This is a genomic window from Sphingomonas phyllosphaerae FA2 (assembly GCF_000427645.1).
Lineage (GTDB): Bacteria > Pseudomonadota > Alphaproteobacteria > Sphingomonadales > Sphingomonadaceae > Sphingomonas > Sphingomonas phyllosphaerae.
In genome coordinates this window covers 3397444-3417552 of the sequence record NZ_KE386571.1, presented here as the reverse complement: position 1 = coordinate 3417552, position 20109 = coordinate 3397444, and the positions used below count along the sequence as shown (strand labels likewise).

General features: G+C 69.0%; 18 protein-coding genes and 1 pseudogene. 5 read left to right on the top strand and 14 right to left on the bottom strand.

The features are described from left to right. Positions 1-40: 40 nt before the first annotated feature. The 11 genes from pal to SPHPH_RS0116580 all read right to left on the bottom strand — a co-directional run bounded on the left by pal (position 41) and on the right by SPHPH_RS0116580 (position 11302). The gene (gene pal / locus SPHPH_RS0116630) at positions 41-562 is read right to left on the bottom strand and encodes a peptidoglycan-associated lipoprotein Pal (RefSeq protein ID WP_028967708.1); all 522 of its coding nucleotides are present in this window, start codon (positions 560-562) and stop codon (positions 41-43) included. 31 nt (positions 563-593) lie between these two features. Continuing rightward, positions 594-1967: a Tol-Pal system beta propeller repeat protein TolB gene (gene tolB / locus SPHPH_RS0116625; protein WP_028967707.1), complete on the bottom strand. Its 1374-nt coding sequence runs from the start codon at positions 1965-1967 to the stop codon at positions 594-596. Further along, positions 1967-2938, bottom strand: coding sequence for a hypothetical protein (locus tag SPHPH_RS0116620; RefSeq protein ID WP_028967706.1), 972 nt, complete (start codon positions 2936-2938; stop codon positions 1967-1969). Before SPHPH_RS0116620 ends, tolB begins: the two co-directional genes overlap by 1 nt. A 1-nt stretch (position 2939) precedes the next feature. Continuing rightward, entirely contained in the window at positions 2940-3371 is a 432-nt protein-coding gene (tolR, locus tag SPHPH_RS0116615; protein WP_028967705.1) for a protein TolR, read from the bottom strand. Beyond that, entirely contained in the window at positions 3371-4063 is a 693-nt protein-coding gene (tolQ, locus tag SPHPH_RS0116610; protein WP_028967704.1) for a protein TolQ, read from the bottom strand. Before tolQ ends, tolR begins: the two co-directional genes overlap by 1 nt. Further along, positions 4060-4521, bottom strand: coding sequence for a YbgC/FadM family acyl-CoA thioesterase (locus SPHPH_RS0116605; protein WP_028967703.1), 462 nt, complete (start codon positions 4519-4521; stop codon positions 4060-4062). Before SPHPH_RS0116605 ends, tolQ begins: the two co-directional genes overlap by 4 nt. 183 nt (positions 4522-4704) lie before the next feature. Beyond that, positions 4705-5754, bottom strand: coding sequence for a PLP-dependent cysteine synthase family protein (locus tag SPHPH_RS0116600; protein WP_028967702.1), 1050 nt, complete (start codon positions 5752-5754; stop codon positions 4705-4707). Continuing rightward, positions 5751-6236 carry an asparaginase domain-containing protein gene (locus tag SPHPH_RS0116595; protein ID WP_028967701.1) on the bottom strand — a complete coding sequence of 162 codons (486 nt, stop codon included), beginning with the start codon at positions 6234-6236 and terminating at the stop codon, positions 5751-5753. Before SPHPH_RS0116595 ends, SPHPH_RS0116600 begins: the two co-directional genes overlap by 4 nt. Beyond that, positions 6233-8269: a M3 family metallopeptidase gene (locus SPHPH_RS0116590; RefSeq protein WP_202900676.1), complete on the bottom strand. Its 2037-nt coding sequence runs from the start codon at positions 8267-8269 to the stop codon at positions 6233-6235. The genes SPHPH_RS0116595 and SPHPH_RS0116590 overlap by 4 nt, the downstream gene beginning before the upstream one ends. A gap of 194 nt (positions 8270-8463) precedes the next feature. Beyond that, a complete protein-coding gene (locus SPHPH_RS0116585) occupies positions 8464-9837 on the bottom strand; it encodes an MFS transporter (protein ID WP_272944249.1) in 1374 nt (457 codons plus the stop codon). Further along, on the bottom strand, positions 9770-11302 hold the full coding sequence (locus SPHPH_RS0116580) for an alginate export family protein (protein ID WP_051273075.1): 1533 nt from the start codon (positions 11300-11302) through the stop codon (positions 9770-9772). Before SPHPH_RS0116580 ends, SPHPH_RS0116585 begins: the two co-directional genes overlap by 68 nt. 201 nt (positions 11303-11503) lie before the next feature. Between SPHPH_RS0116580 and SPHPH_RS0116575 the strand changes: the two genes are divergently transcribed. From SPHPH_RS0116575 to SPHPH_RS0116565, 3 genes are read left to right on the top strand one after another with little or no spacing between them, the layout of a single operon-like run. Next, positions 11504-13225 (top strand): sensor histidine kinase, encoded by a 1722-nt coding sequence (locus tag SPHPH_RS0116575; RefSeq protein WP_028967697.1) that lies wholly within the window; start codon positions 11504-11506, stop codon positions 13223-13225. Beyond that, positions 13222-14553 (top strand): sigma-54-dependent transcriptional regulator, encoded by a 1332-nt coding sequence (locus tag SPHPH_RS0116570; protein WP_028967696.1) that lies wholly within the window; start codon positions 13222-13224, stop codon positions 14551-14553. The genes SPHPH_RS0116575 and SPHPH_RS0116570 overlap by 4 nt, the downstream gene beginning before the upstream one ends. After that, a complete protein-coding gene (locus SPHPH_RS0116565) occupies positions 14553-15503 on the top strand; it encodes a M48 family metallopeptidase (protein ID WP_238303154.1) in 951 nt (316 codons plus the stop codon). The genes SPHPH_RS0116570 and SPHPH_RS0116565 overlap by 1 nt, the downstream gene beginning before the upstream one ends. 135 nt (positions 15504-15638) lie before the next feature. On the opposite strand, the gene hemA is transcribed toward SPHPH_RS0116565, so the two are convergent. Beyond that, entirely contained in the window at positions 15639-16883 is a 1245-nt protein-coding gene (gene hemA / locus SPHPH_RS0116560) for a 5-aminolevulinate synthase (protein WP_028967694.1), read from the bottom strand. Between the two features lie 103 nt (positions 16884-16986). Next, the gene (murI, locus tag SPHPH_RS0116555) at positions 16987-17772 is read right to left on the bottom strand and encodes a glutamate racemase (protein WP_028967693.1); all 786 of its coding nucleotides are present in this window, start codon (positions 17770-17772) and stop codon (positions 16987-16989) included. 57 nt (positions 17773-17829) lie between these two features. On the opposite strand from murI, the gene plsY reads away from it, so the two are divergent. Together plsY and dprA are read left to right on the top strand one after the other, a co-directional pair. Then, entirely contained in the window at positions 17830-18510 is a 681-nt protein-coding gene (plsY, locus tag SPHPH_RS0116550) for a glycerol-3-phosphate 1-O-acyltransferase PlsY (protein ID WP_081668671.1), read from the top strand. Then, positions 18503-19578, top strand: a pseudogene (gene dprA / locus SPHPH_RS20070) (DNA-processing protein DprA). Before plsY ends, dprA begins: the two are co-directional and overlap by 8 nt. 2 nt (positions 19579-19580) lie before the next feature. Here dprA and SPHPH_RS0116540 read toward each other — a convergent pair. After that, entirely contained in the window at positions 19581-20084 is a 504-nt protein-coding gene (locus SPHPH_RS0116540) for a hypothetical protein (protein WP_028967691.1), read from the bottom strand. Positions 20085-20109 lie beyond the last annotated feature (25 nt).

Sequence of the window (20109 nt, the reverse complement as noted above, 5' to 3'; positions counted from 1 at the left end):
GACGAAGAACGGGAGGAGCAACCGCCCCTCTCGATTATCATTACCCCCCGACGACGACCGTCACCGCGCGGCGGTTCTGCGCCCAGCTCTGCTCGTCCGAGCCCAAAGCGACCGGGCGTTCCTTGCCATAGCTGATCACGCTGATCCGCGACGGCGCGATCCCGCGCGCGGCGAGATAGTTCTTCGCGGCGTTGGCGCGACGATCGCCCAGTGCGAGATTGTACTCGCGCGTCCCGCGCTCGTCGGCATGGCCTTCGATCGTGATCGTCACGTTGTTGTAGCGCTGCAACCACTCGGCCTGCGAATCGAGGATGCCGCGCGCGGTGGCGTCGATGTCATACTGGTCGAGCCCGAACAGCACCGTATCGCCCTGCGTCGAGCGCTTGAAATCGGCCGCCGAACCGGGCGTGACGCCGCCGTTGGGATCGACCGGTCCGGTCGGGGCCCCCTGCGTCGGCGCGGCGCCCGGCGCGGGCGGCAGCACTTCGGGGCGCTTCTTGGAACAGGCGGCGGTCGCGACCAGTGCGGTCGCCATCAGCAGGGTGGTGGTCAGACGGGCCATCGGGTGTCTCCTCTATGGTCGTTCGTGAAACTTATGGACGCAACGGCCCCCAGGCGGGGTCCGATCCGTCGAGCGGGGTGGGAACGCGGCGTTCGTTGACGCCGGTCAGGTCGACCGACCACAGATCGGCCTTTCCGGCGTTGCCACGCCCCTGACGGAAGAACATCAGCACACGCCCGTTCGGGCTCCAAGAGGGACCTTCGTCCTGCCAGCTGTTGGTGAGCAGCTTCTCGCCCTGCCCGCCCGGGCTCATGATCCCGATCCGGAACGCGCCCTGGATCTTGGTGAAGGCGATCAGGTCGCCGCGCGGGCTCCACACTGGCGTGGCATAACGCCCGCCGCCGAAGCTGATCCGCTGCTGGTTCGATCCGTCGGCGTTCATCACATAGAGCTGCTGCCCGCCCGACCGGTCGCTTTCGAACACGATCTTCGATCCGTCGGGCGAATAGCTGCCGCCGGTGTCGATCCCCGGCGAGGTCGTCAGCCGCTGCGGCGTGCCGCCGGACGCCGCCACGCGATAGAGGTCGGTATTGCCGGCCTGCGCCATCGAGAACAGGATGTAGCGGCCATCCGGCGAGAAGCGCGGCGCGAAGGTGGTCGCGACATTCTGCACCACCAACCGCTGCCGCCCCGAGCCGAGATCGTAGACATAGATCGCCGGGGTCTTGCCGACATAGCTCATGTACACGATCGACTGCTGGTTCGGCGCGAAGCGCGGGGTCAGCACGATCGACGAGCCGGTGGTCAGGAAGCGGCTGTTCGCGCCGTCCTGATCCATGATCGCCAGTCGCTTGATGCGGTTCGCCTTCGGCCCGGTCTCGCTGACATAGACGACGCGGCTGTCGAAGTACGCGCCCTCGCCGGTCAGCCGGGTGTAGACCATGTCGGCGCATTTGTGCCCTGCGCGCCGCCAGTCAGACGGCGGCACCACGAACCCCTGTCGCGTCAGCTGCGTCTGCGCCGACACGTCGTACAGGTAGCAGCCGACCGTCAGCGTGCCGTCGCCATTGGCGCGGATATAGCCCTGCACCAAAGCCTGCGCGCCCGAGCCCGCCCAGTAATCGAACGCCGGCGCGGTCACTTCCGGGAAGGCGATCGCACGCGTCCGCCCGGGGGCGAGCGGGGTGAACAGCCCGGAATTGCGCAGGTCGTTGCTGACAATCTCCGCCAATTGCCGCCCGAGCTGGTCGGTCGAGCCGGCCGCGGTCTGCACCACCGCTTGCGTCGGCATCGGCGGGATCGCGATCGGCATCGGCGCGGAGATGCCGCCGGTAACGTCGACCTCCAGCGGCGGCGGGGTCTGCCCGCCCGGCGCCGCCGCATCGGGAGCGACAGGCGCGGGCACCTGCTGCGCCAGCGCAGGGCTGGAGACGAGCGTGGCGAGGAGGAGCAGCCGGAGTCGCATCACCGCAGTTTCCAATTATAGTTGATGTTGCTCCACCCCCCATTGGCGGTGGAATAATATTCTGCCGGCAATTTCAACGGCGAACAGCCCTTGAATGCCGCAATGCCGAGATCGACGACCCGCCGCGCATACCGCCGGTTGTCGTCGTCGACGCCGTTCTGGCGCACCACGGTCGGTGTCGCCGACAGCGTGCCGTCGCGGTTGAGCCGCAGGTTGAGCGTCGTGACGATCTGGTTCGCACCGGGACCGGGATCGACCTGTCGGTCGGCGCACGGCTGGATCTGCCGAGCGATCGCCTGCTGGATCGCCGCCAAGGCTTTGCCGTCGACGCGCGCGGCCGACGGCGGCGCATCGTTAGGCTTGGCATCGCTCTTCTCGGCGGTCAGCCCCTTGAGGAAGTCGCTGCCGAGCCGGCTGCCGCGCGGCTTCTCGCCCTTGGCGGTCTCGGTCTTGCCCTTGCCCTTCGACGCCGCCGGCGCGGCCGAGGACTTGCTCGACGCCGCGGCGCTCTGCTGCTTCGTCGGCGCTGGCTTGGCCAGTGCCTTCTCCGCAGCGGGCGGCGCCGGCTTGGGCTTCGGCTGCGGCTTGGGAACCGGCTTCGGCGCGGGCGCGGGCTTGGGGGCAGGTTTCGGTGGGGCCGGCTTGGGCGGTGCGGGTTTCGCGACCGGCTTGGGCTCGGGCTGCGGCGCGGGTTCGGGGACCGGCGCGGGAACGGGCTGCGGCGGTGCCTCGGCGGGCGGCGGCGCTTCCTCGGGCTCGCCGACATCGGGCGCGACCGCCTGCGATGGCGCCTCGGTCTGCTGCGGCGCGGCGGCCTCCAGCGCGACGTCCTTGACGAGGCTGACCTCGACCGGATTCTGCTTCAGCTTGATCGGGTTGGGCGTGGCGAGAAAGCCGACCGACAGCACGCCGAACAGCAGGACGTGTCCTGCAACGGCCAGCCCCAGCCCGATCTTCTCACCGCGCTCCACCTTATTCCTCGCCGACCGTCACCAGTGCGACGCGGTTCAGGCCCGCACGGTTCAGCTCGCCCATCACGCGCATCACGCGCCCGTAATCCAGCCCGCGATCGGCGCGCAGGAACACCTGCGGCGGCTCATTGCCCTTGGCGCTCTCCGTGATCGCGGCGAGCCGCGCCGGCAGCGCGTCGGCGGCGACCTCCTCCTTGGCGATGAAGATCCGGCCCTGTTCGTCGAGCGAGATCTCGGTCGGCTGCTGCTCCTGGTCGAGCGGCTTGGCGCGGCTGTCGGGCAGATTCACCGGCACGCCCTGCGTCAACAGCGGCGCGGTGACCATGAAGATGATCAGCAGCACCAGCATCACGTCGACCAGCGGCGTGACATTGATGTCCGCCATCGGCGCGCGGCGGCCCTTCCCCCGCGCGGAAGGCAGGTTCATCGCCATCAGCGTTCGCCGTCGAGCTGCCGCGACAGCGTGGCGTGGAAGCCGTCGGCGAAGCGGTTCAGCCGCGCCTCGATGCGGTTGATCGCATGGCTGAAGCGATTGTACGCGATCACCGCCGGGATCGCCGCGAACAGCCCGATCGCGGTCGCGAACAGCGCCTCGGCGATGCCGGGGGCGACGACCGACAGGCTGGTGTTCTGCTGGCTGGCGATCGCGGTGAAGCTGCGCATGATCCCCCAAACGGTGCCGAACAGCCCGACGAACGGCGCGACCGACCCGACCGTCGCCAGCACGTTGAGCCGGTCCGAAAGCTGGTCGATCTCGCGCGCCACCGCCGAGCCCATCACGGTCGCCAGCCGCTCGCGCGTGCCCTCGCGGTCGATCTTCTGCCCCTGCGTCGAGCGCCGCCACTCGGTGACGCCGGCGTTCAGCACGCGCGCGGAGGGCAAATCGGTATGCGTCTGCGACTTGTAGAAGGCGTCGATATCCTCGGCCTTCCAGAAATCGCGCTCGAACGCCTCGGTGCGCTGACGCGTGCGGCCGAGCTTCAGCCAGAAGCCGATGATGATCGCCCAGGTCCAGATGCTGGCGAGCAGCAGCCCCAGCATCACCGCCTTGACCACCCAGTCGGCTTCCATGAACAGCGCGATCGGCGACAACGTGGCCGCGTCGGTCTGCAAAATCGGATTCACGGTGTCTCTTCCCCCAATGACGCGAGGCGCCGGAATGTCTCGACCCAGGCGGCGGGCTGGCGACGCGGGCGGCCGTCGGGGCCGACCAGCGCCGCGGTCACCGTGGCGTCCGCCAGTGTTTCCGCCCCGCGCCTGACTGCCTGATGAATGACGACGCTGGCGGCGCGGATGCGGGTCACGCGGCTTTCGATCAGCAGCGCGTCGTCGAGCTTGGCGGGCGCGCGATATTTGATCGCCAGGTCGGTGATCGCATAGGCACCGCCGCCGCTTTCGAAGGTTGCGCGCTGGTCGATCCCGCCGACCCGCAGCATGTCCGACCGCGCACGCTCCAGATAGCGCAGGTAATTGGCGTGATAGACCACGCCCGACAGGTCGGTATCCTCGAAATAGACGCGCAGCGCGAAGAGGTGGCTGTTCCCCTCGAAACGTCCCTGCGCGGGTTGATCCACCGCCGTCATGGCAGGGCTGTTAACCGATGGGGCCGGCGCGGGGAAGCGGTAATGCCCCGCGGTTGATGTGGGTCGGAGGTTTCAGTTCCTCCGTCCGTCATTCCCGCGAAGGCGGGAATCCAGACGCGCAGGTCTTCGCAAGGGCCGCTACGTCAGAGGTTCTGGATTCCCGCCTGCGCGGGAATGACGGCGTTAGGTAAGAAGTCCCGCCATCTCCGCCTCCGCCCGCTCCCATGCCAAGCCGCTCTCCGCCAGCCACGCCGGGTCGTGATACGTACAGCCGTAGCGATCGCCGCCGTCGCACAGCAACGTCACGATGCTTCCGCGCTCGCCGCGTGCCGCCATCTCGCGGATCAGCTGCGCGCACGCCCACAGGTTCGTCCCCGTCGAGCCACCAACGCGCCGCCCCAGCACCTGCCCCAGCGCGCGCATCGCACCCAGGCTGTCACCGTCCTCGACCGCGATCATCCGGTCGATCACGCCGGGCACGAAGCTCGGCTCGACGCGCGGTCGCCCGATCCCCTCAATCCGCGACGCGCACCCCTCGGGCAGCGCCACCGCCGAACGATCGGCATAATGACGGTGGAAGATCGAGTTCACCGGATCGGCAACGCACAATTGCGTCGCGTAACGGCGGTAACGGATGAAGCGCCCGATCGTCGCCGAGGTGCCGCCGGTCCCCGCGCCGCATACGATCCACGCGGGGACCGGATGCTCTTCCTCGGCCATCTGCGCGAAGATGCTTTCGGCGATATTGTTGTTGCCGCGCCAGTCGGTTGCACGCTCGGCGTAGGTGAACTGGTCAAGATAATGCCCGCCGGTTTCGCGCGCGAGCCGCTGCGCAACGTCGTAGACGGCGCGCGGATCATCGACCGCATGGATTTCGCCACCATGGAAGCGGATCGCGTCGAGTTTGGGCGCGGCAGTGGCGGCGGGCAAGACCGCGATGAAGCGAAGCCCGAGCATCTTGGCGAAATAGGCTTCGCTGACCGCGGTCGACCCCGACGACGCCTCGATCACGCAGGTATCGGGACCGATCCATTCGTTGCACAGGGCATAAAGGAAAAGCGAGCGCGCCAGCCGGTGCTTGAGGCTGCCGGTCGGGTGGCTGCTCTCGTCCTTCAGGTACAGCTGGATGCCGTCGTGATGCGGCAGATCGACCTGGATCAGATGCGTGTCGGCGCTGCGGTTGTAATCCGCCTCGATCCGCCGGACCGCCTCCGCCAGCCAGTCGCGGGTCATTCCGCGGCGACGAAGCTGTTGATCGACCGGTCTTTGCGCACCTTCGTCCCGTCGAAGATCGTCCCGTTCATCGCGATCCACACGCCCGGCGCGGCGACCTGCGCGGTGGCGAACGCCATGCCGAGGTTGAAGCTGGCGTCGCTCTCCGCGAACCGCGCCGGGGCGAGCGCGCCGACCAGCACGATCGTCTTGTCCGTCCTGCCCGCCAGCGCTCTCGCGGTGTCGGTCATCGTATCGGTGCCATGCGTGATGACGATCCGCCGCTCGGGCGCGTCCGCCACCGCCTGCGCGATCGCCGCGCGATCGTCGTCGGTCAGCTCGAGGCTGTCCTTGCGCAGCAGCTCCTGCACGCGGAACGGCAACGCGACACGCGCGGTCTTCAGCAGCCGGTGGACCACGCTGTCGCCGATCTGATATTCGCTGAGCGCATCGAAATAGAGTTTGTCGATCGTCCCGCCGGTGGTGAGGATCAGCACGCTCACTGCGCGTCCTCCAGCAGGCCGTGGCGGACCAGCATCGCGATCGGATCGGCATCGCGCCCGCGGAACGCACGGAAGCTCTCCGCCGCCGGGCGCGTCGCGCCGCGCGCCAGCACTTCCTCGCGCAGCGCGGTGCCGGTCGCACGATCGACCAGCCCGTTCTCCGCGAACTTGCCGAACCCGTCGGCGGCGAGCACCTCGGCCCACAGATAGCTGTAATAGCCCGAGGCATAGCCGCCCGCGAAGATATGGCTGAACGCGTGCGGGAAACGGTGCCATGCGGGCGGGCGCAGCACCGACACCTCATCGCGCACCGCCTCGATCACCTCCATCGGATCGCTGCCGATCGTGCCGAGGTGGAGCAGCAGGTCGAACAGTGCGAATTCGAGCTGGCGGACGATGAACATCCCCGACTGGAAGCGCCGCGCCGCGACCATCCGGTCGAACATGTCGGCCGGCAGCGGCGCGCCGCTTTCGTAATGACCCGACATCGCGGTCAACACCGCGCGATCCCAGGCGAAATCCTCCATCAACTGGCTGGGCAGCTCGACGGCATCCCATTCGAACCCGCTCGTCCCCGCGATCGACGGCCGGTCGACGCGCGTGAACAGATGGTGGAGGCAGTGGCCGGTCTCATGGAGCAGCGTCACGACATCGCTGTGGCTCAACAGCGACGGCTGCCCCTCGCCCTTGGGCGCGAAATTGCAGACCAGATAGGCGACCGGCACCCGCACGTTGTTGCCGTCGCGCAGCCGCGGCCGCGCTTGCGCCATCCACGCGCCGCCGCGCTTGCCGGGGCGCGCATGGAGATCGAGATACAGGCCGGCGAACACCGTGCCGCTGTCGTCCGCGACGTCGTAATAATGCGCGTCGGGATGATAGAGCGGCACGTCGTCGCGCCGCGTCAGCCGCAGCCCGAACAACTGCCCCAGCAGCGCCTGCCAGCCGGCGGTAACGCGCTCGACCGGGAAGTAGCCGCGCACCTCCTGCTCATCGACCGTATAGCGCGCCTGCCGCAACCGGTTGGCGGCGAACCCCGCATCCCACGGCTGGAGATCGGCGATTCCCAGCTCCTCCGCCGCGAACGCGCGCAGAGCGTCCAGATCGCGCTGCGCCGCCGGCTTGGCGCGCTGGCCGAGGTCGCGCAGGAAGGCGAGCACCTCGCCCGCATTCGGCGCCATCTTGGTTTCCAGCGACAGCGCGACCGGATCGGTGAAGCCGAGCAGCGCCGCCGCCTCGCGCCGCAACTCGAGGATGCGCGCGATCCGCGGGCCATTGTCGTGCGTGCCGGCGTTCGGTCCCTGATCCGAAGCGCGCGTGCCATAGGCGCGGTACACGTCGGCGCGCAGGTCGCGATCCTCGGCGAAGGTCAGCACCGCATTGACGCTCGGCTGCTGGAGCGTGACCAGCCAGCCGTCCAGCCCCTTGGCCTGCGCCGCGGCGGCGAACATCGCCTTGTCGGGGGCGGAGATGCCCGCCAGCCGCGCCTCGTCGGTGATGTGGCAGGTCCAGGCGTCGGTGGCGTCGAGCACCGCGCTGCCGAACTCGGTCGACAGCGCCGACAGCTCGACCGACACCGCCGCGAACCGCTCGCGCTCCGCATCGTCCAGCGCGACACCCGCCAGCCGGAAGTCGCGGATCGCATGTTCCACCGCGATGCGATCGGCCTGCGGCAGATCGGCGAAGCCGGGCGACGCCTCCAGCGCGGTCAGCACGTCGTACAGGTCGCGGTTCTGCGCCACCGCCATGAAGTGCTGAACCAGCTTCTCCTGTCCCGCGGCGTGCGCGGCGCGCAGCTCGGGCGTGTCCGCCACGCCGCGCAGATGAGACACCGCCGACCAGAGCGCATCCACCCCCGCCTCGGCGCGTTCGAGCGGCAGCCATGCCTGCTCGAAGGTCGTCGGCCGGTCGCGCGTGACGATCTCGACCGCCTCGGCATGGCGCGCGATCGCGGCGTCGAGCGCCGGCGCGATCGCCTCCGGAGTCAGCGCGGCGAAATCGGGGAGGACGAGCGGGTCGAGCAGCGTATCGGTCATGCGCGACGATGTAGCGATCCGGTGCGGCAAGGGGAACCACCCACCCTCCGATCACCGTCGTCCCTGCGCAGGCAGGGACCCATGTCTGTTTCGTGCGCCGGCCCGACTGACACAGTAACGACGACCCTGTGTCAGATGCGCCGCGACATTCGACAGCCATAGGCCCCTGCCTCCGCAGGGGCGACGGCTAGCTCTCAATCCTCGCTGATCAGGCTGTTCCGCCCGGTATCGCGCATCCTCAGGTAGACCAGCAGCGAAATGCCGATCATCACCGTGACATACCAGTAGAAGCCCTGCTCCCACCCATGGCTCTTGAAGCTGAGCGCGACATATTCTGCGGTCCCGCCGAACAGCGTATTGGCCAGCGCATAGGGCAGTGCGACGCCCAAAGCGCGGATATGCGCGGGGAACAGCTCCGCCTTCACCACCGCGTTGATCGACGTATAGCCGGTGACGATGATCAGCGACGCCATCACCAGCAGCCCCGCAGTGATCGGGCTCCGCGTCGCCTCCAGCGCCGAGAAGATCGGATAGGTGAACAGCACCCCCGCGACCCCGAACGCGACCATCAGCGGCTTGCGCCCGATCCGGTCCGACAGCCCGCCCGCGACCGGCTGGAGCAGCATGAAGACGAACAGGGTGACGGCGTTGATCTGCGTCGCGACTTCCTTCGAGAAGCCCGAGGTGTTGACCAGGAACTTCTGCATGTAGATCGAGTAAGCGTAGAAGGCGAGCGTCCCCCCGGCGGTCAACAGCATCACCAGCGCCGTCTCGCGCGGATGGTTCTTCAGCAGCGCGCCGAACCCGGACTTGGGCGCCTCCTTTGCGTGCGCATTCTTGAAGCTCTGCGTCTCGGCCAGCCCGCGCCGCAGGTAGAAGACGACGACCGCGAGGAACGCACCGACCACGAACGGAATCCGCCAGCCCCATGCCTCCAGCTCCGCCTTGGGCATCACCGATTGCAGGATCAGCAGCACCATGATCGCCAGCAACTGCCCGGAGATCAGCGTGACATACTGGAACGCCGAATAGAACCCGCGCCGATCCTTGCCCGCCATCTCCGACAGATAGGTCGCGCTCGCGCCATATTCGCCGCCGACCGACAAGCCCTGCATCAACCGCGCGAGCACCAGCAGCGCGGGCGCGGCGAGCCCGATTGTCTCATAGCCCGGCGTACACGCGATGATCAGCGATCCCGCGCACATCAGCGTCACCGACAGCGTCAGCCCGGCCTTGCGCCCCTTGCGGTCGGCATAGATCCCCATGATCCACGCGCCGATCGGACGCATGACGAAGCCGACCGCGAACACCGCCGCCGCGCTCAGCAATTGCGCGGTCTGGTCACCCGAGGGAAAGAAGTGCGGCGCGAAATACAGCGTGAACGCCGAATAGACGTACCAATCGAACCATTCGACCAGATTGCCGGTCGATCCTCCGATAATGGATTTCAGTCGATTGTCGGTCGTCGGCGTTCCCGCCATCGCGTCTCTCCTTGTTGTGTCAGAACCGGAAACTGACCCAGCCGGCCAGGAAATCCGAGTTCTTGAAGCCCGCCTTGGCCAAAGCATCCTTGACCATCATATGCTCGTAGCGCCCGGTCAGCGAGATGCGCGGCGTCAGCGCCCACACTGCCTGCATACGGATCAGGTCGGCGATATGCTTGCCCGCGACGTTCTGCGTATTGGCGAACGCCGCGCCCGATGCGCGATACACCGCCTCGTTCTCGTTCGGGCGATACGCCATCGTATATTCGCCGGTGACGCGCAGGTTCTTGACCGGCTGCACCGTCACGTTGGGCGAGATCGCCAGCAGGTTGGTCGGCGTCAGGAACAGCTGATAGCTGTAATAGATGTTGTTGCCGTACAGCCCGCTCGACGTGCGCAGGTCGCCCTGCCCGCTCGCTCCGCCGCCGCCGCTCGCATAGTCGACGTGCACGCCGATCCGCGGCGCGGTGGCCGCCTTGCTGACGCGCCACGTCTGCGCGATGAACGCCTGCCACGCGCTGATCTTGCGGTCGTTGAAGTCGCCGCCCTGATAATTGACCGTCCAGTCGATCGTCGCGCGATCGACGTCACCGTACAGGTGCAGGCCGTAGAACATCCGCTCCTCGCGCGCGGTCTGCCGGCCCCAGACGGCGGCGCGATTGCGCAGCCGCCACACGAACGGATCGAAGAACAGCTTCGACGTGCCGAGGAAGTCGGCCGGCAGCGCATAGCCGAAGGTCACGCCGCTGAAGCGCCGCGACGGATCGGTCCGGTCGTCGCCCAACCCCTCGCTGCCGTAATTGACGTAGCGCAGGTCGAACACGTCGGCGCGCACGCGCTTGCCACGCACATAGCCGCGCACGCCGTCCAGCACGAAGTGCAGCGTCGGGTCGTCACGAACCGAGGTCAGCAGATTCGGACCGTCCGAAAATTCCTGGCGGCCACCGCGCACGCCGACCTCGGCCCCGCCGATCCGGCCCATGATCTCGCCGAATCCCTGTTGCAGCGTCAGTCTGTTGGTGATGTTCGCCGCCGGCGTGCCGATGTTCACCCCGCTGACGCCGGCATGCGCCAGCTCGCCGTAGAAGCGGACATGCTCGCCCAGGTGCAGGTCCGCGCCGACATACACGCGCGTCCGGTCCTGCCGCTGCGCCTCGCGCTCGCGCAGGTCCGGGTTGGTGGTTTCCTGAACACGGAACCGGAACTCGCCCGACAAGGTCAGATACACGTCGCCCTGCGGCGTCAGCGGCAGGAACTTGAGCCGGTCGAACGGATCGTCGCGCTTCGCCGGGTCGCGCATCAAGCGCCAGTCCTCGGCCCAGCGCGACACGTTGTACTTGCCCGAGACGGTGCCCTCGCCATTGCCGATCGCCGGATAGCCGACCACCGATGGCGTCGCCGGCGCTTCCTTCGTCCCGGTGACCTGCGGTGGTGCGGCGGGATCGGCGAGCGCAGGAGTCGCGAGCAGCGCCGTGGCGCCGAGCAGCAGCGTGCGGACGGTTACGCCACGCGTCACCTTCGCCTCTGCGCGATTGAAATTGCTGTACATTCGGTCCTCTCTCGCCGTGTTCCTCGGCTTGTGCACAGCATGCCGTGCACAGGCGCGATCGCAAAAACCAGCGAGGCCGTATGCTAAAAACATGAAAACACTCGTAAGTTTTTGGAAAGGTAAAGATGGATCAAGTGACTGCGGGCGAAATCCCGCGTGACTCCACGCACGACGTTGCAATATCCTGCACGTATGTCGCGCATGCGTCTTCCCCTTCGGCTACTGGTGCCGCTGGCGGTGATCGCGGCGGCGACGCTCTTCTATCTCGCCGTCGCACCCTGGACTGCCGGACGCGCGCGCGACGAAGCCCGCGCAACGGCGCTCGGCACCGCGCGCCAACAGGCACGGCTGCTCGACAGCGAACTGAATAAATACCGGCTCCTGCCGATCGTGCTCAGCGAATACAGCGATTTGCGTGACGCCCTTTCCGGCGGCACCAGCGCCGACGCCGCGCGGCGGCTCGACCGCAAGCTCGCCCCGCTCGCCGAGCGCACCGGCGCCGCGGTCATCTACGCGATCGACGCCCGCGGCATGACCGTCGCCGCCTCGAACGCCGCGCGCGCCGACAGCTTCGTCGGGCACGATTATCGCTTCCGCCCCTATTACCGGCTGGCGATGCGCGACGGCAGCGCCGAATATTTCGCGCTCGGCAACGTCAGCGGACGGCCGGGGCTGTTCCTCAGCCGCCGCATCGACGGGCCCCGCGGTCCGACCGGGGTGGTCGTCGTCAAGGTGGAGTTCGACGCCGTGACGCGCGCGTGGAGCAACGATCCCGGCACGACGCTGCTGGTCGATGGGCGCGGCATCGTGCTCGCCACCACCGACCCGCGCGAGGCGCTGCGCACGCTCCGCCCGCTCTCCCCTGCGGTACGCGCGGCGGTGCGAGCCAGCGGGCAGTTCGGGTCGGCCCCGCTGCCGCTCACGCACCTCCGCCCCGGCACCGATCCGACGCAGTTGACGATCGCGACCCCGCTCGATGTCCGTGGCTGGCAATTGGTGCGCGTCGTGCCGATCGCCCGCGCGCTGCGCGAAGCGGCGGGGCTGGCGCGGCTCGCGACCGCCACTTTCGCGCTGGTGCTGTTGTTGCTCGCCGCCTTGCTCGCGTGGCGGACGACGCGGCTGGCGCGCGCCGCAACGGTGCGCGCGCAATTGCAGGCCGCGGTCAGCGAACGCACCGCGGAGTTGAGCGCGGAGATGGAGCGACGCGCCGATGCCGACCAGCGCTTCCGCGCCGCGCGCGAGGAACTGGCGCAGGCCAATCGCCTCGCCTCTCTGGGGTCGATCACCGCCGGGCTGGCGCATGAGATCAACCAGCCGGTGGCGACGATCCGCACGCTGGCCGAGAACGCGCAGCACCATCTCGCCGCCGGGCGGAACGATCGTGTCGCCGCAACGCTGGACAGCGCGGTGGCGCTCACCGCGCGGATCGGCTCGATCACGCAGGAGATGCGCCGCTTCGCCCGGCGTGGCAGCGGCCGGATCGAGCCGGTCGCGCTCGACGAGGTGTTCGACGGCACCCTGCTGCTGGTCGGCGATCGGCTGCGCGGCGCGAACGTGGCCGTCGACTGGCCCAGGCGCGGGCAGCCGGCGGTGGTCGCCGGGCGGGTGCGGCTGGAGCAGGTGCTCGTCAACCTGCTCAACAATGCGGTCGATGCGGTGGCGGCGCGCGACGATCCCCGGATCGCCGTGCTGGTGGAGGAACGGGAGACATGCGTGGACCTGATCGTGGCCGATAACGGCAGCGGGATCGACCCGGCGCTGGGCGAGGAGGTGTTCAGCCCCTTCGTCACCGGCAAGCCCGATGGGCTCGGGCTCGGGCTCGGCATTGCGCGCGACATCATGGCGCAGTTCGATGGCGCATTGCGGATCGTGCCCTCGCCACTGGGCGGCGCGGCGTTCATGGCCTCGGTGAAGCGCGCATGAGCGAGCCTTCCCCGAACGGCGCACTGCGCGTTGTGCTGATCGACGATGACGACGGGCTGCGTACCGCGCTCGCGGACAGTTTCGCGATCGCCGGGATCGAGGTCGAGCCCTTCGCCGACGCGCGCGCCGCGCTGACGCAGCTCGGCGCCGACTTTCCCGGCGTGGTCGTCAGCGACATACGGATGCCGCGCATGGACGGCCATGCGCTCGCCGAGGCGGTCGCCGCGCGCGATCCCGACTTGCCGGTGATCCTGATGACCGGGCACGGCGACATCGCCACCGCGGTCGCGGCGCTCAAGAAGGGCGCCTGGGATTTCATCGCCAAGCCGTTCGCCGCCGACCATCTGATCGCCAGCGTACGCCGCGCGCTCGACGTGCGCCGGCTGGTGCTCGAAAATCGCCGGCTGCGCGTCGCCGCCGCCGAGGCCGAAACGCATTATCCGCTGATCGGCGAGACGCCGGTGATGGTGCGGCTGCGCGAGACGATCCGGCAATTGGCAGACGTCGACGTCGACGTGCTGATCGAGGGCGAGACCGGCACCGGCAAGGAACTGGTCGCGCTGCTGCTCCACCGCTGGAGCCACCGCCGCACGCGGCAATTCGTTGCGGTCGATTGCGCGGCGCTGCCCGATGCGATCGCCGACGAGGCGCTGTTCGGCACCCGCACGCAAGCCGGACGGATCGCCGATGCCGATCGTGGGACGTTGTTCCTCGATGAGATCGACAGCATGTCGCCGGCGTTGCAGGGCAAGTTGCTCCGCGTCGTCGAGGAGCGCGAACTGCCGCAAGCGGGCGCGGCACCGCGCGTCGTCAACCTGCGCGTCGTCGCCGCCGCGAAGACCGACCTGTCGACCGCCGCGGCGGAGGGCCGCTTCCGCGCCGACCTGCTTTACCGGCTGGAAACGGTGCGGCTCCGCATCCCGCCGCTGCGCGAGCGCCGCGCCGACGTGCCGCTGCTCTTCGCCTATTTTCTCGGCGAAGCGGCCGAGCGATTCGGGCGCGAGCGGCCGATGATCGACGCCGCGGTCGAGGCGCGGCTGGTCAGCGACGACTGGGCGGGCAACGTCCGCGAGCTGCGCAATTTCGCGGCGCGCGTCGTGCTCGGCGTCGATGGCGGCGCGGCGCAACCCGCAGATCAGCTTCCCTTGTCGGAACGCGTTGACCGTTTCGAGGCGGCGGCGATCCGCGCCACGCTGGAGCGGGTGCGCGGCGATGTCGGCGCGGCGGCGGCGGAGTTGCAGTTGCCGCGCCGCAGCCTGTACGACCGAATGCAGCGCCACGGCATCGAGCCCGCCGCCTTTCGCCCGACCGCCCGCCAGCCCGAGTAATGCGTATGTTGTTCCGTTTCGTGGCCCTCCTGCTGGCGCTCGTCGCGCTGCCCGCCGCCGCCGCACCCAGTCTGCTCGACGTCGACCAGCGGCTGGCCGCGATTGCCTGGCGGCTGACCACCGCCAACGCAGCCCTGTGCCGCGACCAACAGCCGGTGATCGGCGCGACGCTCCACGCCGCCGACCAATATCCTCCCGAGTTGCGCAGCGCCTTCGCCGCGCCGGTCGCGGTCGAACTGGTCGTGCCCGGTGCGCCCGCCGCGCAGGCCGGGGTGCTCGCCAACGATGGCGTCACCGCGATCGATGCGCAGCCGCTGCCACCCGCGACGACGGGCGACGCGATGACCAGCGCGACCCGCGACGCCGCGCAAGCGCGGATCGCGGCACTGCCAGTCGCTGCACCGATTGCACTGACCTTGCGCCGCGACGGCGCGGTCCGCGAAGTGACGGTCCAGCCGCGCGCGGGTTGCCGGGTCGAGTTCGAGGTGCTGACCGGCAGCAAGCTCGGCGCGTCGTCGGACGGCCATGTCGTGCAGGTCGGCGGCGCGCTGTTCGAGCGTTTCGGCGACGACCAGATCGCGGTCGTCGTCGCGCACGAACTGGCGCATGCGATCCTCCGCCACCGCGTCCGGCTGGAGGCGGCGGGGGTCAAATGGGGGCTGCTCTCCGAGTTCGGCCGCAACGCGCGACTCTTCCGCCAGACCGAAACCGAGGCCGATCTGCTCGGCGCGTACCTGCTGCGCAACGCCGGCTGGGATCCGCAACTCGCGGTACGTTTCTGGCGCGAATACGGCAGCAAGATCGACGGCGGCATGTTCCACAGCCGCACCCACCCGTCGGCCAAGGACCGCGCGGCGGCGATCGAAAGGGAACTGGCGACGATGCCTGCGGACGCCCCGCTGCCCTACCAACCGCCGCTGCTGGCGCGAAGGGACGAAGGCCTCAACTAACCGTCGCCCCGGACTTGATCCGGGGCCCCGCTTCTTCTTCCTTGGCCCTCGGAAAAAGCGCCCCCCCGGACCAAGTCCGGGGTGACGGAATATTGATTCGTCATTGCGAGCGCAGCGAAGCAATGACGGCAATCCTCACGCCGCCGCGCGCAACTCCAGCCGGTCCCAGATCTCGACCAACGCATCGGTCAGCTCGCGCATCATCGCCTCGCTGTGCGCCGGCCCCGGCGTGAAGCGCAGCCGCTCCGCGCCGCGCGGCACGGTCGGGTAATTGATCGGCTGCACGTACACGCCATATTCGGCGAGCAGGATGTCGCTGATCTTCTTGGCCTTCACCGGGTCGCCCACCATCACCGGCACGATATGCGTCTCGCCCGCCATCACCGGCAGCCCGGCGTCGCGCAGCATCGCCTTCAGCGTCGCCGCCGCCGCCTGCTGCCCGTCGCGCTCGGCGCTCGACTGCTTGAGGTGCCGCACGCTCGCCAGCACGCCCGCGACCAGCACCGGCGACAAAGAGGTCGTGAAGATGAACCCCGGCGCATAGGAGCGGATCACGTCGACGATCGTGCGATCGGCCGCGATATACCCGCCCATCACCCCGAACGCCTTGCCCAGCGTCCCCTCGATGATCGTCAGCCGGTCCGCGACCCCGTCGCGTTCCGAAATCCCGCCGCCCCGCGCGCCGTACATCCCGACCGCATGAACCTCGTCGAGATAGGTCAGCGCGTTATACTTGTCGGCCAGGTCGCAGATCGCCGCGATCGGCGCGACGTCGCCCTCCATCGAATAGACGCTCTCGAACGCGATCAGCTTCGGTGCCGCGGCATCGTCGGCGGACAGCAATTCCTCGAGATGCGCGAGGTCGTTGTGTCGGAACACACGCTTCTCGCACCCCGAATTGCGGATCCCCGCGATCATCGAGGCGTGGTTCATCTCGTCCGAATAGATGATGCAGCCCGGCAGCACCTTGGCAAGCGTCGACAGCGTCGCCTCGTTCGAGACATAGCCGGAGGTGAACAGCAACGCCGCCTGCTTGCCGTGCAGATCGGCCAGCTCGCCCTCGAGATCGATGTGGTAATGCGTGTTGCCGCCGATGTTGCGCGTCCCGCCCGAGCCGGCACCGACATCGTGGAGCGCCTCCTCCATCGCCGCGATTACCTTGGGATGCTGCCCCATCGCGAGATAGTCGTTCGAGCACCAGACGGTGATCGGCTTCGGCCCGTTATGCCCGGCGAAGCACCGCGCATTGGGGAACATTCCCTTGTTGCGCAGGATGTCGATGAACACGCGATACCGACCTTCGGCATGAAGCCGGTCGATCGCCTGGGTGAACACGCGCGAATAGTCGACGCCGCGCGCTTCGATGCTCTCCGTCTTCATGGTGCCCGCGATTACTCCCTCCGACCGGCGATGGCCAGCGCAGAACCGCATTCTCACTAATCGAAAAGGGTGGACAAATTGCCCTACCCCCACGCTTTTGCGTCTACAGCGCCTCGACCCGCACGAAGCCCAGCGCCGCCGCCAGCCGCCGCTCGGCCTCGCCAAGCCGCGTGAACACCAGCACGTCCTCCGCCTGCGCCGGCCACGCCTGTCCCTCGGTCAGATGCACGATCCGCCGCGCGATCCCCGGCCCGCCATCGACGAACCGCACCCCCGCCGGCGCGACCGCCCCCATCTGCGTCTCCAGCAGCGGGAAGTGCGTGCAGGCATTGACGATCACGTCGATCCGCTCGCCACCCGGCTGCGTGAACAGCCCGTCCAGCTCGCGCGACAGTGCCGCCGGCTCGGGCGTGTCGCCCGCCAGCTTCGCCTCCGCGATCTCGACCAGCGCCGCCGAGCCGTAGCGCAGCACCGTGCAATCGCTCGCGAACCGCGCCGCCAGATCGTCGACATACGGCTGACGCACCGTCGCCGCGGTGCCGAGCACGCCGATCACCCGCGACCGGCTCATCGCCGCCGCCGGCTTGATCGCGGGCACCGTGCCGACCACCCCGACGTCGAGCGCGGCGCGCACCGCCGCCAGCGCGATCGTCGAGGCGGTGTTGCATGCGATCACCACCAGTCGCGGGCGATAACGCTCGACCAGCCGCCCCAACAGCGCCGGCACGCGCGCGGCGATCTCCGCCTCGCTCCGCGTGCCGTAGGGGAAGCCCGCCGAATCGGCGGCGTAGACGATCGGCGCGCACGGCAGCAGCGTGCGCGTCGGCGCGACCACCGACAGCCCGCCGACGCCGGAATCGAAGAACAGGATCGGTGCCGATTCAATCACACCGCCACCTAGTCCGGATTGATTACCTGCGGCAACGCTGCCGGTGGCGTACCCTAAATGTTTCGGCTAAAGCTCGCGGTCGAGGGGGATCGAACACTGCCGACCGAGATCATCTGGATAGCGCCAGCCGCAGCCTTGCTGATCGGCTATCTGCTCGGCTCGATCCCGTTCGGCGTCGTGCTGACGCGGATGACGGGCGCGGGCGACCTGCGCCAGATCGGCTCGGGCAATATCGGCGCCACCAACGTGCTGCGCACCGGGCGCAAGGGGCTGGCGGCGGCGACGTTGCTGCTCGATCTCGCCAAGGGGCTGGTCGCGGTGCTGCTGGTCGCGTGGTTGTGGCCGGGCGAGCAACCGCTCGCGGCGGCGGGCGCGATGATCGGTCATTGCTATCCGGTGTGGCTGCGCTTCCGCGGCGGCAAGGGTGTTGCGACCTTGATGGGTGTCGCACTCGGGCTCGGCTGGCCGCTCGGGCTGGTGTTCGCGATCCTGTGGCTCGGGCTGCTCGCGGTCACGCGCGTCTCGTCGCTGGCCGGGATGGCCGCGGCGATCAGCACGCCGGTCACCGCCGCGATCCTCGGCGACTTCGACCTCGTGCCGTTGCTGCTCGCGCTGGCCGCGATCGTGCTGTGGAAGCACCGCGCGAACATCGCGCGGCTGGTCGACGGCACCGAACCGCGGATCGGCAGCGGCAAGGACGTACCGGCGGAGGCGGCGAGCGAGGACGCCGGTGGATGACACGACCGCACGGCTGCGGTTGATCCGCACGCCGTCGATCGGGCCGGTCAGTTATCGGCAATTGCTGGCGCGCTTCGGCACCGCCGCCGCCGCGCTAGGCGCCCTCCCCGATCTCGCCCGACGCGGTGGCGGCCGGGTCCCCGCCCCACCCCCGCTCGCGGCCGTCGAACGCGAGCGACAGCTCGTCGAGAAACTCGGCGCGCGACTGCTGTTCCTCGGCGACCCCGATTACCCCACGCTGCTCGCGGAGATCGACAACGCCCCCGCGGTGCTCACCGTCCGCGGCGACCTGTCGCTGCTGCGGCGCACGCCGGTGGCGCTGGTCGGCGCGCGCAACGCCTCGGCCGCGGCGTGCCGCTTCGCGCGCGGGCTGGCGCAGGACCTCGCCGCCGAGGGCGCGAGCGTCGTCTCCGGGCTGGCGCGCGGGATCGACACCGCCGCGCACGAGGGCGCCGGCGCGACGACGATCGCGGTGATCGCGGGCGGGATCGACGTCGTCTATCCGCCCGAGAACGAAGCGCTTCAGGAACGGATCGCGACGCAGGCGCTGCTGATCGCCGAGATGCCGCCCGGCACCGAGCCGCGGGCACGCCACTTCCCACACCGCAACCGCATCATCGCCGGGCTCGCGCTCGGCACCGTCGTGGTCGAGGCCGCGCCCAAATCGGGCTCGCTCATCACCGCGCGGCTGGCCGGCGAGCAGGGCCGCGAGGTGATGGCGGTGCCCGGCCACCCGTCCGATCCGCGCGCGCAGGGCTGCAACGCACTGATCCGCGACGGCGCGACGCTGATCCAGAACGCCGCCGACGTGCTCGAACAACTTAGCCCGATCGACGCCCGCGCCGCAGTCCGCGCGCCCACCGGCGGCTGGGGCGCCCCCCGCCCGAGGACGCCAGCGATGCCGAGCGTGCGCGTATCGAATCGCTGCTCGGCCCGGTCCCGGTCGCGGTCGACGAACTGGTCCGCCAGTCCGGCTGCGCGCCCGCGGTGGTGCAGATGGTCCTGCTGGAACTCGAACTCGCCGGCCGCCTCGAACGCCAAGCCGGCGGCCGGGTGAGCCTTTGCTGAGGTTATGGCCGCGGTGCGGCGCTCGCGGACGGCGAAAACGCGGCTCGCAGCAACGTGATTTGTCGGCGAAGGTCGTCTGCCATCTCGGCCATCGACTCGGGGCGCGCGGCGATGTCGGCCAGCGCGTGATTGATCGACTGCCACATCGCGAGCCGCGCGGTCGGGGTATCCGCGTCTCCGTCGATCGTGGTGGACGTGTGGTAGCGGTCCGATCGCACCCCGGTACGGCGATCTTCAAACGTCACGATCGCCCAGCCATAGGCGCGTCCACCCAGCACCCCGTTCCTTGCGGTAATCTGTACCTTCATCCCGTGCTCGCGCAAAAAGGCACACAGGCGATCATACCCCGCAAAGTCAAATCCGCGTTCATCAAGCAGCCGCCCGATCTCGTCATCGGACGACGATCCGATCGAACAGGCGACCGGCGCTGCCAACGCGCCGCCCGGTCCCGCCGTCATCCACCATGCCGCCACCGCCAGCGCTGCCGTCGTCCCTCGATGCCGCATAAACCCCCCGCTTTTTATCATCTCG

What these genes read in the sequence shown, in the direction of transcription:
- pal (WP_028967708.1), bottom strand. Translation starts at nt 562, where the DNA reads ATGGCCCGTCTGACCACCACCCTGCTGATGGCGACCGCACTGGTCGCG.
- tolB (WP_028967707.1), bottom strand. Translation starts at nt 1,967, where the DNA reads ATGCGACTCCGGCTGCTCCTCCTCGCCACGCTCGTCTCCAGCCCTGCG.
- tolR (WP_028967705.1), bottom strand. Translation starts at nt 3,371, where the DNA reads ATGGCGATGAACCTGCCTTCCGCGCGGGGGAAGGGCCGCCGCGCGCCG.
- SPHPH_RS0116605 (WP_028967703.1), bottom strand. Translation starts at nt 4,521, where the DNA reads ATGACGGCGGTGGATCAACCCGCGCAGGGACGTTTCGAGGGGAACAGC.
- SPHPH_RS0116600 (WP_028967702.1), bottom strand. Translation starts at nt 5,754, where the DNA reads ATGACCCGCGACTGGCTGGCGGAGGCGGTCCGGCGGATCGAGGCGGAT.
- SPHPH_RS0116590 (WP_202900676.1), bottom strand. Translation starts at nt 8,269, where the DNA reads ATGACCGATACGCTGCTCGACCCGCTCGTCCTCCCCGATTTCGCCGCG.
- SPHPH_RS0116585 (WP_272944249.1), bottom strand. Translation starts at nt 9,837, where the DNA reads ATGCTTTGGCCAAGGCGGGCTTCAAGAACTCGGATTTCCTGGCCGGCT.
- SPHPH_RS0116580 (WP_051273075.1), bottom strand. Translation starts at nt 11,302, where the DNA reads ATGTACAGCAATTTCAATCGCGCAGAGGCGAAGGTGACGCGTGGCGTA.
- SPHPH_RS0116575 (WP_028967697.1), top strand. Translation starts at nt 11,504, where the DNA reads ATGCGTCTTCCCCTTCGGCTACTGGTGCCGCTGGCGGTGATCGCGGCG.
- SPHPH_RS0116570 (WP_028967696.1), top strand. Translation starts at nt 13,222, where the DNA reads ATGAGCGAGCCTTCCCCGAACGGCGCACTGCGCGTTGTGCTGATCGAC.
- SPHPH_RS0116565 (WP_238303154.1), top strand. Translation starts at nt 14,553, where the DNA reads ATGCGTATGTTGTTCCGTTTCGTGGCCCTCCTGCTGGCGCTCGTCGCG.
- hemA (WP_028967694.1), bottom strand. Translation starts at nt 16,883, where the DNA reads ATGAAGACGGAGAGCATCGAAGCGCGCGGCGTCGACTATTCGCGCGTG.
- plsY (WP_081668671.1), top strand. Translation starts at nt 17,830, where the DNA reads ATGTTTCGGCTAAAGCTCGCGGTCGAGGGGGATCGAACACTGCCGACC.
- SPHPH_RS0116540 (WP_028967691.1), bottom strand. Translation starts at nt 20,084, where the DNA reads ATGCGGCATCGAGGGACGACGGCAGCGCTGGCGGTGGCGGCATGGTGG.